This window comes from Brevibacterium permense, from assembly GCF_025506275.1.
Taxonomy (GTDB): domain Bacteria; phylum Actinomycetota; class Actinomycetes; order Actinomycetales; family Brevibacteriaceae; genus Brevibacterium; species Brevibacterium permense_A.
In genome coordinates this window covers 41,909-57,286 of record NZ_QYCP01000092.1, presented here as the reverse complement: position 1 = coordinate 57,286, position 15,378 = coordinate 41,909, and the positions used below count along the sequence as shown (strand labels likewise).

Below are 15,378 nucleotides of genomic sequence, written 5' to 3'. Positions count from 1 at the left end.
CGGTTCGGCGCACCCCAGCGCCACTTGACGCTCGGCATCCGCCGAGGATGACCGAACTTCCGCCGAGGCGGTCCGACCTGCGTTGGGAAGTGCTCAGCCACCGCCGAGAGACGGGGCTTCACCCGAAGTGTCACCTTCGCTCGAGGTCTCCTCGGATCCGCCCTCACCGGAGGACCCATCGGTGCCCTGAGAGCCGTCGGTGCCTTGGACACTGTCGGTGCCTTCTGATCCCGCAGTCCCTTCCGCTCCCCCGGTGCTTGCCGACGCGGAGTCGTCTTCACTCGGCGCGGGGCTCTCGGTTTCACCGTCCTTGCCGTTGATGTCCTCGCCGGGCAGGTGGCCGGCACCGTTCGAGTCGCCGTCTTCGTCGCGCTTCTCGCCCTTCGGTGCTTTGACACCTTTCGGCCGTTCCACTTCGCCGAACAGGCAGGAGCCCGTCGATTCGGTGGGCTGGACGAGGTCGGCGGTGGCTTTGCCCTTCCGGATCTCGCCGACGACGCAGCCCTTGTCGGTCTTGACTCCGAACATCTTCGAAGGGACTTCATTGCCGAGCGGCGATTCGTCGATCGTCGCCTCCAGCTGTTCGGGCTCATATCCGGCGTCGAGCATCGTGGAGAAGAACTTCTTCGTCGACGGCACCGATTCCTTGTCACCCGTCAGCGGTTTGAGTGCCTTGAGCACCTTGTCGACTTCGGCAACGGGCTTCGCCTGGGTCTGTTTCGGCTGCGGCTGCGAATCATCGGCACCGAAGCCGAGAAACGAACAGCCCGACAATGCCAGAGTCAGTGCCGCAGCACTCAGCACAGGAACAAGACGCATCTGCAACCTCGGCGAGAGGGGACGATTGACAGTCTCACTCTAGCGGATGTCACGAGCTGCGAGGCGCATCGATTCTCCAGGACTGCAAGGAATTCACGCGATCAGAAGGGCGCCGCGGCTTTTGCGGTCTCCTGTGCGATCGGATCATCTTCGGCACCGGTGTCGATGCCGGCATCGACGCCGCTCGCGGCATCGACGATGTCGCCATGATCGGTGTCGCCGTCGGATTCGGACTCCGGCGGCGTTTCGGCGGTGCCCAAGGCGTTCCAGACCGAATCGCTCGGTCCTGATGACTCAGAGGTCGTCTCTCCCGAAGTCGACTGTGAGCGGTCGGCTGCTTTGGCGCGCTTGTAGTGAGCGGTTCCGTACCTCAGGTCGGGGCCGATATGTTCCGCGACCACCGTCGGCGAGATTCCGCTGCGCTCCTCGGTGGCCCATTCTCGATTCCTCAGGTTGCCCGATACGATCACCGCGGCGCCGGTGCTGAGCGACATCGCGGAATTGCTCGCCAGGTCGCCGTAGCAGTCGACTCCGAACCACGAGGTGCCGTCTGGGACGAACTCACCGGTGCTCTTGTCGATTCTCCAGTGGTTGACGGCCAACCTGAACGAGGCGCAGGCTCGCCCGGACGGCAGCGTTCGTGCGCTCGGCTCGGTGGCGATGGTGCCGGTGACGGTGATCGGGATTGCGGACATCTGTGTCTCCAAGTCGGTGTGATGAAACCATACGGTCGTCTGTGTCCGCATGGACCTCCAGTCAGCCCGGTCCTTCGCTCCAGTGTCCAGAAACATGAAATGCCCTGTGGACAGAGGTTCTCCGTCCACAGGGCTTCACTGTCCGAGTCGCCCACGGGGTGTGTTCGAGTCGGAGATGCGCGTCTGCGTCTCAGCCGAGCATCTCGTATGCCCGTCGGTGCTCTCCGATGACGCTCTTCACCGAGTTGAGATACGAGCTCTGGGCGACGCGGCCGACCGCGTCTCGCAGATTGCCGTCGACCTCGGAGGCCGCCTCCTTGGCGCCTCTGGCGCGCGCCGACTTCGCCACCAGAGAAGTCACGAATGAACCGATGCAGCCGATCACGAACAGCCCGATGCTGACGATCCAACACCACATCGGCAGGGCTCCCGAACCGATTGCGGCGACGAGGGCGGAGACGATGATGCCGAGGAGACCGATGATCGAGGCGACGAAGAAGATGATCTGCAGGGTGTGTGCCAGCGACCACCAACCGGGGCTCTGGCGAGTGATATCCACAGCCGTGACGGCCGAGTCGAGATTCGCCGACAGCTCGTCGGTGCTCTTTTTCTCTGCTTCCGCAGCCTCGTTCTGCCATGCCTGCGGCATGGTAGACACGGATTCTGCGATGAGTTCATGCGCCATGAGCCGGACGTGGGAGCTCTGCGCCTTCGTCGTCGCCGGCACCGAAGCGCGGACGAGCTCGTCTCTGTCCTGACCGTGCTTGGCACCCAGCGGATCGGGCGCATTGCGCTGGGCCCACGCGAGGATGGGATACCCGGTCTTGCGGTAGGAACGGCGGATGTAATCATCGTGCACGGTCTGTGCCACGGCTTCGACACCGGCGGCTTCCGACATCGTCTCGACCAGTCGGGATGCGCCGGCCGATTCGTCCGGCGAGGAGACCGGTTCTCCGAGTTCCTTCCGAATCCGATTGGCCATCGCCTGCATATCGGCCAACAGCCTCTCGGCCGCGGCGTCGTTCGAGTCGACCGTGTCGGCCAGGATGCTGCGGATCTCCGGGATGCCCTCTCGGGTCACGGCCGAGGAGATTCGCACATTCGTCTCACTCAGCCCATCCTCGTTGAGCAGCTGGCGCAGATGGTCGGTTGCGGCCCTCTGCTCCTCCGGACTGAGTTTGTCGATCTGGTTGAGTACCACGACCATGTTCCCGCTGTTCTCGGCGAGTTTGGTCAGGTACTCGGAGTGCAATGAGAAGTCGGCGTATTTCTGTGGGTCGACGACCCAGAAGACCACGTCGACGAGTCCCACCAGACGATCCGACTCGACACGGTGTTCGACTGCCGTGGAGTCGTGGTCGGGCAGATCGAGCAGGATCAGACCGTGCAGGCGTCTCTGATCGTCGCCATCAAGCGCGGACTCGCGCCAGGTGCGGCTGCGTTCGGGCACATGCAGCCAGTCGAGGACATCGTTTCCGCCCTCGCCCCAGACGCATGCGGTCGGTCGTGAAGTCGTCGGCCTGCGCACACCGACACGGGCGATTTCGAGGCCGGCCACTGCGTTGAACAGTGATGATTTGCCGGAGCCCGTCGACCCGGCGAATGCCACGACGGTGAAGTCTTCCCCCAGGCCCAGACGGTCTTCCGCCCGATCGAGCAGATTCTGCGCATCGGTGCGAACGTCTCCGCCGAGCTTGTCTTCACTCAGCGACAGGGCATGTCGGATACCCTCGGCCAGGCGCCGGATCTCGGTCTGTGCGGAACTGTTCACAATGCCACCTCAAGTCGTTCACCGGAGGCGCGCAGGGCGCCCGCTTGCCGCGCCGGTACCGCGGATAGTCTCAATGCGTTGTCGAAAGGAGTACGGCAACCCGCCACGATGCCCACAGCCGCGTCGAGGAAGCGCTGTCGGATCGATGCGATGAGCCCGGCCGCCTCGTCGGCTCCGAAGATCGTCTCCGCGAGGTTGAGTGCGACTCCTGCACCTTGTCGGGTGCTCTGCCCGCCATCGCGGGAGCTCCGCGGATCCCAGAAGGCCGCGTATTCGACGACAGCGCAGACTCCTGCAACGCCGAAGGAGAGGATTCGAGCCTTGGACTTCTTGCCCTGACCGATATCGCGCACAAGCGCGTTGACTTCGTCCGACCACGTGGCCACCGCCGACTTCACTGAGTCCTCGAGCCCCACGCCCACCGTGCGCAGTTCAGGCTGATCTTCGATGAGTGACGCACCGGCAGCGGTGTTTCGCCACTCGGCATTGACTTCGTCAACCACATCGATGGCCTGTTCGCGCAGGGACACAGCCGCGCTGCGCAGGATGGCAACATGCAATGGAGTGGCCGCGTCATGTTTGCCGGTCACCGCAGCTGAGATGCGATCGCGCATTCGAGCCATCGTCGGCTCCAGTCCGCGAAAGAGCTGGCCTGTGCCCACGAAGTCCTGCCAGCGAGCATTGACTTCTCCGTGCAGGACCCGTCCGTCGGAGAAGACTTCGGCGAGCCCGGATTGAGCCGATCGGAACCTCTTCTCCACTGAGCCGACCAGGGCGATGTGGGCCTGTTCTTGAGTTTCGGCGAAGTCGGCAAGCTCCCTGACCCGTGCGGGCAGCGCAGCGATCGCACCCGTCAGCGTGCGATTGCGAATGCGCTCGAGTGAGGTGCCCTCCGTGCCGACTTGAGAGATCCAGGAGCGAATCGGGTAGATCGCCGCATGAGGCAGCAGACCGTCTTCCAGCTCGAGCTCGGCGACGGAGAAGATCGGTGAGTTCGCAAGTCCTGCATCGGCGAGAAGACTCGACAGGTGATGCCTGACTTCGCGGTTGGCTTCGGGCGGAACCCGATCGAGAACGATGGCCACCGAAGTGCTTCGCGCAGCGGCCGTCTTCAACAGGGCCCACGGGGCGGCATCTGCGTACCGGTTCGCCGTCGTCACGAAAAGCCACAGGTCGGCGCTGAGCAGAACCCTGCGCGAGAGCGCGCGGTTCGTCTCCGAGATGGAGTCGATATCCGGACAGTCGAGGAGGGCCGTGCCCGCCTCGATGTTCTCATCTGCGATGAGCACGACTCCGGGTATGGCCGACTGAGGGTCGGAGCTGCGCGGTAGGTCAGGCAGGTAATGCTCTGATTCGAAGAACTTCGCATCGGCGGGGTTGAAGATGACGACCGGGTTGCCCGTCGTCGGTCGACGCACGCCGGCAGGACTGACATTGCGCCCTACGAGGGAGTTGACCAGAGTCGATTTTCCAGCACCTGTCGATCCGCCCACGGCGATGAGGAACGGAGTCCGCGAACGATTGATCCGCGGCAGCACGTAGTCGTTGAGTTCCGAAGTCAGTGTCGAGTGTGCTGTGCAAGCGTCGGCGAAGTCTTCGCTGCGCAGGGTGAAGCGCGTCTCCGAAACTCGCTTGACGATATCGTTCAACGCTTGGCCGACCGGCGGCGTCACGGCGCTCTTGCTCTCAGTCATCACGCCTCCACTCTCTATGTTTTCCCAGCTCGGCACCAACTGCCACGCCGTAGCGGCGCGGAATTGCTCAGCGACAGCAGGGATCAGACGGACCCACCCGTTGAACGGGTGCGGGCATGGTAAGCGCCCCCGGCGGGGCTCGAACCCGCGACCTACCGCTTAGAAGGCGGTTGCTCTATCCGACTGAGCTACGGAGGCTCAAATATCGTAACCGATGCCCGGATGAGAACAGAAAGCGGCCCCGGGTCGGTGCGGTCTGTCTCGTCCGTCGCCTCGAACCGGGGCCAACGCGCTGCCGTGAAAGATCGGCAGGAACATCTCAGTAGTGACGGGCTGCGTTCTCCATCGACTTCCTCACCGTCACGAATGACACGGCCACCACTCCTGTCATCGCAAGAATGACTGCCACGGCTTCGATCCCGAAGGCGAAGTCGACGATGATCGGGAAGAACCCTGCGAGCATGAAGCCCAGCAACGCGATAAGCGTGAGTGCCGTGGCAACTGAGAAGAGCTTTGCACCATTCATTGTCCATCTCCTTCGATCGATGCATCCGATGGAGAAAGACTAACGCCAGATGAGACTCACCTCACTGAGAATTTCAGAAGAATTCGTCTCAGCCTTCGCCCCGAGCGTCGATCGCCTTCTCCAGACGCTCGAGTTTGCCGTCGATCTCGCCGGTATAACCGGGACGGATATCGGCCTTGACCACCAGGGACACTCGAGTGCCGAACTCGCCCACAGCCTCGGTGGCCTCTTTGATGACCGCGAAGACCTCGTCCCATTCCCCTTCGATGGTCGTGAACATCGAGTCCGTCCGGTGCGGTAGACCGGAATTGCGGACGATCTCGACAGCCGCTGCCACGGCATCGTGGACCGAGGCATCGGTCCCCTCTCCCCCACTGGGAGCGACTGAGAAAGCTGCGAGCATGTTGGTGGTCCCTTCTGTCCGGTCCGGTGGGGAGCCGATCGGCTCCCCACCGGTTCATCTGGCTGAATTGAGGTCGAACGACTCGGCTCAGGCCTGAGCGGGCACTGTCACGATGAGCGAGTCACCCTGCCCGCCGCCTCCGCAGAGAGCGGCGATACCCATGCCGCCGCCTCGGCGCTGGAGTTCGAGGGCAAGGGTGAGGACGATCCGGGCTCCCGAGGCACCGATCGGGTGGCCCAACGCGACGGCGCCGCCGTTGACGTTCACCTTGTCCTCGTCGATGCCGAGGTCCTTGGCGCTGGCCAGGCCGACGGCGGCGAAGGCTTCGTTGATCTCATAGAGGTCGAAGGAGTCGGCTGCGACGCCTTCACGTTCGGCAGCGACCTTGATCGCCTGTGAGGGCTGGTGCTGGAGAGTCGAGTCCGGTCCGGCGGTCCAGGCATGCGAACGGATCTCGGCGAGGATCGGAGCGCCGAGCTCTTCGGCCTTCTCACGCGACATGACAACGACAGCGCAGGCTCCGTCGGAGATCTGGGAAGCGTTGCCGGCGGTGATCGTTCCGTCCTTCCGGAAGGACGGCCGCAGCTTGGACAGGGACTCGGCAGTCGTGTCAGGACGCACACCCTCGTCTGCGGAGATGGTTACATCGCCCTTGCGCGAGCTGATGGTCACTGGCACGATTTCGCTCTCGAAGACACCGGCCTTCTGTGCCGTCGCCGCGCGCTGGTGCGAACGAGCGGAGAACTCATCCTGCTCGGCGCGGGAGAACTCGCGGTCACCGGCATTGGCCTCTTCGGTCAGTCCGCCCATAGCCTGATCGGTGAATGCGTCCCAGAGTCCGTCGTAGTCCATATGGTCCTTGGCGACGACATCACCGTACTTGTACCCCGAACGCGATTTCATCAGCATGTGCGGCGCCTGGCTCATCGATTCCTGCCCGCCCGCCACGACGACGTCGTACTCGCCGGCTCGGATCAGCTGAGCCGCTTGGGTGATCGTGTTGATGCCCGACAGGCACAGCTTGTTGACCGACACAGCCGGAACGGACATCGGAATGCCGGCTTTGACTGCCGCCTGTCGACCGGGGCCCTGACTATTACCAGCCTGCAGAACCTGGCCCATGATCACATAGTCGACGTCGGAGCCCTGAATGCCGGCACGATCGAGTGCCCCGGCGATGGCTTCGGCGCCGAGGTCGACGGCACTGAGTTTCGACAGCTCTCCCTGCAGTCGCCCGAACGGTGTGCGCGCTCCGGCGACGATCACTGCATCAGCCATATTTCCTCCTCGGATATCCGCGTTGCGGACGCGAGTCCGCAACACGTATGCATTTCTACACCCACCAGCCTAGTCGAGGCCCATGTGGCCTGCATCACGGGGTCCGCGCAGCCATGGATCAAGCCCTCGTCCACACCCTCGCATTCGCACCCAACACTCATGGAGTCTCCGTTAGAGTAGGACGAGGACAGCCTAAGAACACCCCCTTTCCAAGATGACAGGAGTTCGCTTCAGTGACGCCCACCGAAGAATTCCGCACAGCGATGCGCGGCTACGAGAAGAGTGAAGTCGATTCGCGACTGCAGCAGCTGCGCACCGAGGTCGAGTCGGTCCGCAAGGCCCTGGCCGATGCGCGCAGTCAGGTCATCAATGCAGATCGGGCGAAGCTGCAGATCGCAGGTGAGCTCTCCGAAGCCAAAGCACAGCTGAAGAAGGCTGCCAACGACAACGCAGAGGCGGCAGGGCCTCCCGGGAGCCGAATCGACCATCTTCTCAAGATCGCCGAGTCGCAGGCTCGCGAGACCCTGGCTCAGGCCAATTCGGATGCCGAGACGATCCGGAACAAGGCCCGCGCCGAGGCGGCATCCGCTCGCGCTCGGATGCACACCGAGAGCAACGACACACTGTCCAATGCTCGCTCGGAAGCCGATGCGATCATTTCCTCGGCCGAGCTGCGCGCCGAAGAGACGATCAAAGCCGCTGAGAAGCGTGCAGCCGAACTCAGCGCGACCACCGAACGCGAGACCAATCAGGCCAAGGAGGCGAATGCCGCTTCCGCCAAGGAGGCTCGTGAGAGTCTCGATCTCGAGCTTTCCGAACTGCGGGCGACCGCTGAGAAGGAAGCTGCGGATCTGCGTGCCGAGGCCAAGACCGAGGCAGAGGAGACAGTGGCCGCTGCACAGGCACAGGCCGATGAACTGCTCAAGTCCGCGAAGGCTCGCGACGAGGCTTCGAAGAAGGCCCGAAACGACTTCGACGTCGAGCTCGCGAACAAGCGCAAGGAAGCTGAGACCGAGCGCAAGAAGCGCTACGAAGAGGCTCAGGTCGAGAACAAGAAGCTCGTAGAAGAGGCTCAGGCACGCGCAGCGAAGGCCGACACCGAGGCCAAGGAAGCTGCCGAGCGTGCGGAGCAGACTCGCACCGACGCGGTGAAGAAGGCCGACGAGATCATCGCCGACGGAAAGTCCCGCGCACAGACGCTCATTGCGGAAGCTCGCGCCACCGCAGAGGCGACCATCGAGGAATCCGCGGCGGAGGCCAAACGCAATGTCGCCTCCGCGCAGTCGCAGGTCGATCTGCTCACGAAGCAGCGCAAGACGATCACTGCTCAGCTCGATCAGCTCCGTTCGCTGTTCGCTATGCCCGGAGTCATGGGCGGCGACTCGGTGGATCCGGCGAAGGCCGAATCGGCGTCTCACGCCACCGAGCAGATCGCCGACGGTCAGGAGCTCGAAGACCTGTTGGCCGACGATGACACGTCGGATGCGCCCAAGTCCGACGACTCCGCGAAGTCGACCGATGACGCAGGGTCGAGCGACGCCGAAACCTCGAAGTCCGGATCCGCTTCTGGCGGGGATTCGAAGTCGACCGGTCCTGCGAAGAACGATGGTGCCGGAGCCGAGGACAACGGCCCTGCGAAGGCTTCCGACGAGGCGGCCGAAAGCTCGAAGTCGACTCCTGCATCGAAGAACGCTTCAGAGTCGAACGCTGACTCTGCCGCTGATGACAAGGACACTGCTGGCGAGGATCTGCCCAACGGCGCCACAGACGAGGACACCATCTCGATCAACGCTCAGGTCTCCGGCTCGAACGACAACAGCTCGAAGACCTCGCGCTCGCGCAACTCGCTGCGCTGAGATCGTTTGAGTCGAGACCGACTGGGTCCAGACGAATCGAACTGAGACCGGCCGAATCGACTATGACGAAGGGACCCGCTGATGCGGGTCCCTTCGTCATAGTGAGGCACGTTGGCTGTCTGAGGTCTCAGTCGACTCCAGCCCTGTTTCCGACAGCCCAGAGATCATCTGATCTCACCCTGCCCTCACCGGAAACGGTCGAAGCAGTGCTGGTGCCAGTGCCGCCTGCTCTCAACCCCGATCTCGATACCGTAGGGAGCGTCCTGACGCCACGCAACGATATGACTCGAGGCAGCACTGACATCACGGCCGCAGCCAGGACAGACATAGACCTTGCCGGATTCGTTTCCTTTGACGGTCTGCACGGACCAGGTTCCGTCCGGAAATGAACGGCTTGTCCTCATGCCTGCCACAGAGTCGGACAGATCGCGGGGAGCCTGCTGCCATTTGTTCTTGCGACGCGAGGATGAAGATCGTGGCATTGAGTCATTGTCTCACGTAGGCTGAAGCGCGTGCGTCTAGTCATTGCCCAATGCTCCGTTGATTATGCCGGTCGTCTGACCGCCCACCTTCCGATGGCCACCCGCCTCATTATGCTCAAGTCTGACGGCTCGGTGCTCATCCATTCCGATGGCGGTTCATATAAGCCGCTGAACTGGATGACTCCCCCGTGCACGGTTCGGCATATCGAGCCCGACGCGGAGCAGGCAGAGGCCGGTCTGACGGAGCTGTGGGAGGTTTCGCAGACGAAGACCGGAGACCGTCTCGTCATCTCCATCGCCGAGGTTCTCGCTGACGACTACTATGAGTTCGGTGTCGATCCCGGGCTGGTCAAGGACGGAGTCGAAGCGCATCTGCAGGAACTGCTCGCCGAGCATATCGAGACCCTCGGCGAAGGCTACAGTCTGGTGCGCCGCGAATACATGACCGCGATCGGTCCGGTGGACATCTTGGCTCGTGACGACGGACAGAAGTCTGTGGCGGTGGAGATCAAGCGCCGCGGCGATATCGACGGTGTCGAACAGCTGACCCGCTATCTCGAGCTGATGAATCGCGATCCTCTCCTCAGCCCAGTCAACGGAGTCTTCGCTGCTCAGGAGATCAAACCGCAGGCACGCACTCTCGCCGAGGACCGCGGCATCCGCTGCGTCGTTCTCGACTACGATGCTCTCCGCGGAATGGACGACCCCGAGACGCGCCTCTTCTGATCACCCACGGTCAGCAGGCGTATAAGCTCACGGTCAACCCGCGGGATAGTCGGCCACCCACTCCCACCTCGCCGATCAACCCGCGGAATACCCCTCCGCCCACTCCAGCCTCGCCGATCAAGCCGAGCCGTGGTGCTCCCTTCGTGCAGCGTCCATAGCTCCTCAGCGCAGGCCCACACCGTCGATCAAGACGGACAGCGTCTATCGCCCCGTCTACGTAGCGACTTACGCTGTCCGCCTTGATAGAGCGTCAGGATCATGCTTCGTGACGGCTGTCGTCCATGACCAGTCGTCGTCGCGCTGACTCTCCGATACGCAGGAAGAGATCGGCGGAGAAGAGAACGCTCCACCGGACGCGGAAGACCACCAACCAACCCTCGTAGCGCAACGCATACTCGCGGCGCCGTTCACGTTCGAAAGTCACTTGCGGATCCGCTCCGTCGAGGTGGTAATCTCCTACATCATCGAACTCTGCGATGACCTTCGCCCGTCTATTGACGAAATCGGTACGGCCCAAGTGCTTGCCGTTTCCATCGCGAATGTCGACCTGCGGCTCGAACCCCGGAATCGAATGCTCGCCGAACCGCACCGCGCAGATCGACTCAGCGACGCTCTCGTGGCGTGCATCGACGTTCTCGAATACTTTGACGATCTTCCGTGTGCCTGTGCAAACAGGATGCGCTTCGCTGAAGGAACTCATCTGGTCGATAGTCACGACCGAGCTGCGCACAGCTGCATCGAGCGTTGCGACAGAGAATGCGAGCGGACAGTCCCGAGCAATGTCGAGCAGCGTCAGCAGGACCGTCGTCACCGGGATCCCATCGACGAACTCGTGCTCTGCACGCTCTAAGACGCGTCGCCGCACAAGCACCTTCGCCAGACGAACACCGCTGCGCGGACTCACCGATACGGCGAAGACGTCGTCCCGCTCGACGTATGGACTTGGAAGGCCGAGAACGATGAGTGCGCTGCGGTGAGAGAATACTGCGTCCGGAAGCAGGAGATCGACGTACGACCGGACGAGGATTCTCAGATCCACCACGCGTTTGCGCAGGCGCGACGACTCTATCGGCAGTGTGGTTGTGTGAGCCGCCGCTATCGCACTGACGAAACTGAGTGCCGGATCAGAACATTCTGCGGTGACAACATATCGCCCGCGTTCCAATCGTCGCAGACAGCATCGTTCGGCGGCTCTGATCCGGTGACAGTCCCACCCGGCCGCGAGCAGTGCGACAGTCGACAGACATCCATACATGCCTTCAAACATGGGTGACGAGACGCGGGAGAACCAGGATGAGAAGTCGGGCCGTGGACAACCCTCGACTCCTCCGCACAGACCGCATCGTAATGAGGATCGGCCGACGTGCAGGCCCGCGGAAGCACCGCGCAGGCCCTCGAACGGCGTTCGGTCGCAGTCGCCGTTCAAGGCGAAGCGCGAATTCCGCGCCGTTTACCTATCGACAGACGAGGGCGACCTTGAACGAGAGAGCGAACCTCGGACAGACGGGGGCCGGCTGGAACGAGCGCGACGACTACCGAAAGCCGAGGGCCGACTTGCACGAACGAGGCAACTCCTGACAGCCAGGGTCCGCGGAGTTCGTCTGGAGAGACCTAGTCGAAGCTGAGGACGTCGCGCTTCTCGACGCGTTCGATGTCGACACCGAGTGCGCGAAGATTGTCGACGAAATTCTCGTAGCCGCGTTCGATGTGATCGATTCCCGATACCTCGGTCACTCCCCCGGCCCGGAGGGCGGCCATGACCAAGCCCGCTCCCGCGCGGATGTCGGAAGCTTCGACTTCGGCACCGGAAAGACTCTCGCTGCCGGTGACGAGTGCATGGTTGCCATCGATACGGACCTTCGCACCGAGGCGGGCGATCTCCTGCACGAACCGCCAGCGCGCTTCGAACAGATTCTCAGACAGCAGACCGATACCGTCGGACACCGAATTCAATGCGATGACGAACGGCTGCAGATCCGTAGGGAATCCCGGGAACGGCATGGTGGCCACCCGGATGGCATGAGGACGCGACGCGCCGATGACGCGGAATCCCCTGCCCTGCGTGCCGTCACCGAGGATGATCTCGCCGAGATCTTCCACCGTGGCGCCCGAATCCCGAAGCTTCATTCCGATATTGGGCATGATGTCGAGCCCGACTCCGCGTATGGTCACATCGCCCGCGCTCAATGCGGCGCCGAAGGCGAAGGTTCCGGCGACGATGCGGTCGCCGACGGTGCGGTGGGTGACCGGCTGCAGCGATTCGACACCGGTGATGGTGAGGTCAGAGGTGCCGATCCCTTCGATCTGCGCCCCCATCTCGACGAGCATCGTACAGATGTCGACGATCTCGGGTTCGCGCGCGGCGTTGGCGATGGTCGTGGTGCCATGGGCGAGAGTCGCCGCCATGACGAGGTTTTCTGTGGCTCCGACGGAGGGGAATTCGAGGACGATCTCGGTACCGCGCAGACCCGTCGGAGCCTCTGCGACGAAATAGCCGTGGTCGAGGTGGACGACAGCGCCCAGGGCTTCAAGACCGGCCTGATGCATGTCGAGTCCCCGGGATCCGATGGCATCACCACCGGGAAGAGCCACATGTGCGGCTCGCATCCGTGCGGTCAGCGGGCCGAGGACGGAGATCGAAGCCCGCATTGCGCGGACGAGTTCGTAGTCGGCTTGGATGCCGACTTCGGCGGGGACGTCGATGCTCACGACGCCTTCTTCGGCGTCATAGTCGACCTCGCAGCCGAGGCGGACGAGCAGTTCGACCATGATCCGCACGTCGAGGATGGCCGGAACGTTGGTGATGGTCGTGCGTCCTACGGCGAGGAGACTCGCGGCCATGAGTTTGAGGACGCTGTTCTTGGCGCCTCTGACATCGATGGTTCCCGCCAACTGTGCGGGCCCGGTCAAGCGGAAGACATCCATTAAGTGAAACGTCCCATCGTCGGATTGAAGCCAGGAGGTGATGATTCGAGCCACGAAGCCATCGTGGACAGGGATTCGGTGTCCATTGCCAGAGACACGGAACGTGGACGACCGTCCGCCTTGCCATACGAGCAGTCGACGACGACCGCTTCGGGCAGAACCGAGTACTGCTCACCGGAGGTGGGCTTACGCCGAACGAGGATGTCGAGATCCGCGCGCGGCAATCGGAACGCGGCGCGCCGCGTCAGTGCGAAGACCGGATACCAGTCCAGGGAAGTGACCGAGAACACGGCGACACCCAAACGCCAACGTGGGCGAGAAGAATACTCCTCGCCCACGTTGATGGAACAGTCAAAGGCACCCGAGAGCTTCGAGATCGACCTGCGTCGGATCGTGACGACCACGATCAGAGCAAGCGCGAGTCCTACCAACGAGAGCAGAACGATCAGCAGGACAGAAGGGTTCACGGTTGCCAGTGTAACCTGCGGATCAGAGAAGTTCGGCCTGATCAGCGGCAATGATCACACGGTTGTTCTCCACCGAGAGGAATCCGCCATCGGCTTTGACCCTGATGGTGTCCTCTCCCGGGGTAAGAATCCGTGCTTCGCCGTCGGCGACGACACCCAGCACGGGCTCGTGGCCCGGCAGGATGCCGATTTCGCCGTCGAGGGTACGGGCGATGACGCGCTTGGCCTCACCGACCCATACCTCGCGATCAGCAGCCACGACATTCACTTCGAGCGTCGCCATGGCTTACTTCTGCATCTCTTCGTAGTTGCGCATAACGTCGTCGAGGCCGCCGACGTTGAAGAATGCCTGCTCCGGGATGTGGTCGACTTCGCCCGAGCAGATCTTCGAGAAGCCTTCGATCGTGTCGGCCAGCGGCACGGTCGAACCGGGAACCTGAGTGAATTTCTCAGCGGTGTAGGTGTTCTGCGAGAGGAACTGCTCGATGCGACGTGCACGGTGAACGACGAGCTTGTCCTCTTCACCGAGTTCGTCGACACCGAGGATGGCGATGATGTCCTGCAGCTCCTTGTTCTTCTGCAGAATCGCCTTGACCTCGTTGGCCACGCGGTAGTGTTCGTCACCGACGATCAGCGGATCGAGGATGCGCGAGGACGACGCGAGCGGGTCGATCGCCGGGTACAGACCGCGCGAAGCGATGTCACGGCTGAGCTCCGTGGTCGCGTCGAGGTGGGCGAATGTCGTCGCAGGCGCCGGGTCGGTGTAGTCATCGGCGGGAACGTAGATCGCCTGCATCGACGTGATCGAGTGACCACGCGTCGAGGTGATGCGCTCCTGCAGCAGACCCATCTCGTCAGCCAGGTTGGGCTGGTAGCCCACGGCCGAGGGCATGCGACCCAGCAGGGTCGAGACCTCGGAACCGGCCTGGGTGAAACGGAAGATGTTGTCGATGAACAGCAGCACGTCCTGGTTCTGCACATCGCGGAAGTACTCCGCCATGGTCAGTGCCGACAGCGCCACGCGCAGACGGGTGCCTGGCGGCTCGTCCATCTGGCCGAACACCAGCGCGGTGTCCTTGAAGACTCCTGCCTCATCCATTTCCATGATGAGGTCGTTGCCCTCACGGGTACGCTCGCCCACACCGGCGAACACCGAGGTGCCCGAGTGGTTGTGCGCGATACGGAAGATCATCTCCTGGATGAGGACGGTCTTGCCGACGCCGGCGCCGCCGAACAGACCGATCTTTCCACCCTGGACATAGGGGGTCAGGAGGTCGATGCTCTTGATGCCGACTTCGAGGATCTCTGTCTTGGACTCGAGCTCGTCGAAGGACGGTGCCGGACGGTGGATGGGCCACCGCTCGGAGATCTCCAGCTCCTCGCCGTCGGCGAGGTTGAGGCAGTCACCGGTGGTGTTCCACACGTGGTGCTTGGTCACGTCTCCGACGGGAACGGAGATCGGTGCGCCGGTGTCGACGACTTCCTGTCCGCGGACAAGTCCGTCGGTCGGCTGCAGCGACACTGCGCGGACCAGTCCGTTGCCCAGGTGAAGTGCGACCTCGAAGGTCAGCTTCCGGGTTCCTTCGGACAGTTCCACCGACGCGGTCAGTGCGTTGTAGATCTGGGGCACGGAGTCGAGCGGGAACTCGATGTCGACAACCGGGCCGATGACTCGGGAAATCCGGCCGAGGGCAGTGCCCTGTGCCGGAGAGGTTTCCGTTGCTGTGGCAGTCATG

At 62.8% G+C, this 15,378-nt stretch carries 14 protein-coding genes and 1 tRNA gene; 2 read left to right on the top strand and 13 right to left on the bottom strand.

Annotated elements, in window-relative coordinates; all coding sequences use genetic code 11:
• Positions 1-93: 93 nt before the first annotated feature.
• The 8 genes from D3I60_RS13480 to D3I60_RS13445 all read right to left on the bottom strand — a co-directional run bounded on the left by D3I60_RS13480 (position 94) and on the right by D3I60_RS13445 (position 7,186).
• Positions 94-819, bottom strand: coding sequence for a DUF6993 domain-containing protein (locus D3I60_RS13480; protein WP_262776803.1), 726 nt, complete (start codon positions 817-819; stop codon positions 94-96).
• A gap of 101 nt (positions 820-920) precedes the next feature.
• A complete protein-coding gene (locus D3I60_RS13475) occupies positions 921-1,514 on the bottom strand; it encodes a single-stranded DNA-binding protein (protein WP_262776802.1) in 594 nt (197 codons plus the stop codon).
• Between the two features lie 190 nt (positions 1,515-1,704).
• Entirely contained in the window at positions 1,705-3,285 is a 1,581-nt protein-coding gene (locus D3I60_RS13470) for a GTPase (RefSeq protein ID WP_262776801.1), read from the bottom strand.
• Positions 3,282-4,979: a dynamin family protein gene (locus D3I60_RS13465; protein ID WP_262776800.1), complete on the bottom strand. Its 1,698-nt coding sequence runs from the start codon at positions 4,977-4,979 to the stop codon at positions 3,282-3,284. The genes D3I60_RS13470 and D3I60_RS13465 overlap by 4 nt, the downstream gene beginning before the upstream one ends.
• A gap of 124 nt (positions 4,980-5,103) precedes the next feature.
• Positions 5,104-5,177: transfer RNA gene (locus tag D3I60_RS13460), tRNA-Arg, on the bottom strand.
• A 121-nt stretch (positions 5,178-5,298) separates the two neighbouring features.
• On the bottom strand, positions 5,299-5,505 hold the full coding sequence (locus tag D3I60_RS13455; RefSeq protein WP_262776799.1) for a hypothetical protein: 207 nt from the start codon (positions 5,503-5,505) through the stop codon (positions 5,299-5,301).
• A gap of 88 nt (positions 5,506-5,593) precedes the next feature.
• Positions 5,594-5,908, bottom strand: a complete 315-nt coding sequence (locus tag D3I60_RS13450; protein WP_262776798.1) for a thiamine-binding protein — start codon at positions 5,906-5,908, stop codon at positions 5,594-5,596.
• 87 nt (positions 5,909-5,995) lie between these two features.
• Positions 5,996-7,186, bottom strand: coding sequence for an acetyl-CoA C-acetyltransferase (locus D3I60_RS13445; protein ID WP_262776797.1), 1,191 nt, complete (start codon positions 7,184-7,186; stop codon positions 5,996-5,998).
• Between the two features lie 233 nt (positions 7,187-7,419).
• On the opposite strand from D3I60_RS13445, the gene D3I60_RS13440 reads away from it, so the two are divergent.
• Both D3I60_RS13440 and nucS read left to right on the top strand, forming a co-directional pair.
• Positions 7,420-9,042 (top strand): cell division protein, encoded by a 1,623-nt coding sequence (locus D3I60_RS13440; protein ID WP_262776796.1) that lies wholly within the window; start codon positions 7,420-7,422, stop codon positions 9,040-9,042.
• A 512-nt stretch (positions 9,043-9,554) separates the two neighbouring features.
• Positions 9,555-10,250 carry an endonuclease NucS gene (gene nucS, locus D3I60_RS13435; protein ID WP_262776795.1) on the top strand — a complete coding sequence of 232 codons (696 nt, stop codon included), beginning with the start codon at positions 9,555-9,557 and terminating at the stop codon, positions 10,248-10,250.
• A 256-nt stretch (positions 10,251-10,506) separates the two neighbouring features.
• Here nucS and D3I60_RS13430 read toward each other — a convergent pair whose 3' ends face one another.
• The 5 genes from D3I60_RS13430 to atpD all read right to left on the bottom strand — a co-directional run bounded on the left by D3I60_RS13430 (position 10,507) and on the right by atpD (position 15,377).
• The gene (locus D3I60_RS13430) at positions 10,507-11,292 is read right to left on the bottom strand and encodes a hypothetical protein (protein WP_262776794.1); all 786 of its coding nucleotides are present in this window, start codon (positions 11,290-11,292) and stop codon (positions 10,507-10,509) included.
• A gap of 569 nt (positions 11,293-11,861) precedes the next feature.
• Positions 11,862-13,175 carry a UDP-N-acetylglucosamine 1-carboxyvinyltransferase gene (gene murA, locus D3I60_RS13425; RefSeq protein WP_262776793.1) on the bottom strand — a complete coding sequence of 438 codons (1,314 nt, stop codon included), beginning with the start codon at positions 13,173-13,175 and terminating at the stop codon, positions 11,862-11,864.
• Positions 13,175-13,642, bottom strand: a complete 468-nt coding sequence (locus D3I60_RS13420; protein WP_025776910.1) for a DUF2550 domain-containing protein — start codon at positions 13,640-13,642, stop codon at positions 13,175-13,177. The genes murA and D3I60_RS13420 overlap by 1 nt, the downstream gene beginning before the upstream one ends.
• A gap of 22 nt (positions 13,643-13,664) precedes the next feature.
• Positions 13,665-13,925: a F0F1 ATP synthase subunit epsilon gene (locus D3I60_RS13415; RefSeq protein ID WP_101545515.1), complete on the bottom strand. Its 261-nt coding sequence runs from the start codon at positions 13,923-13,925 to the stop codon at positions 13,665-13,667.
• A 3-nt stretch (positions 13,926-13,928) separates the two neighbouring features.
• Positions 13,929-15,377, bottom strand: coding sequence for a F0F1 ATP synthase subunit beta (atpD, locus tag D3I60_RS13410; RefSeq protein WP_262776792.1), 1,449 nt, complete (start codon positions 15,375-15,377; stop codon positions 13,929-13,931).
• Between the last annotated feature and the right edge of the window lies 1 nt (position 15,378).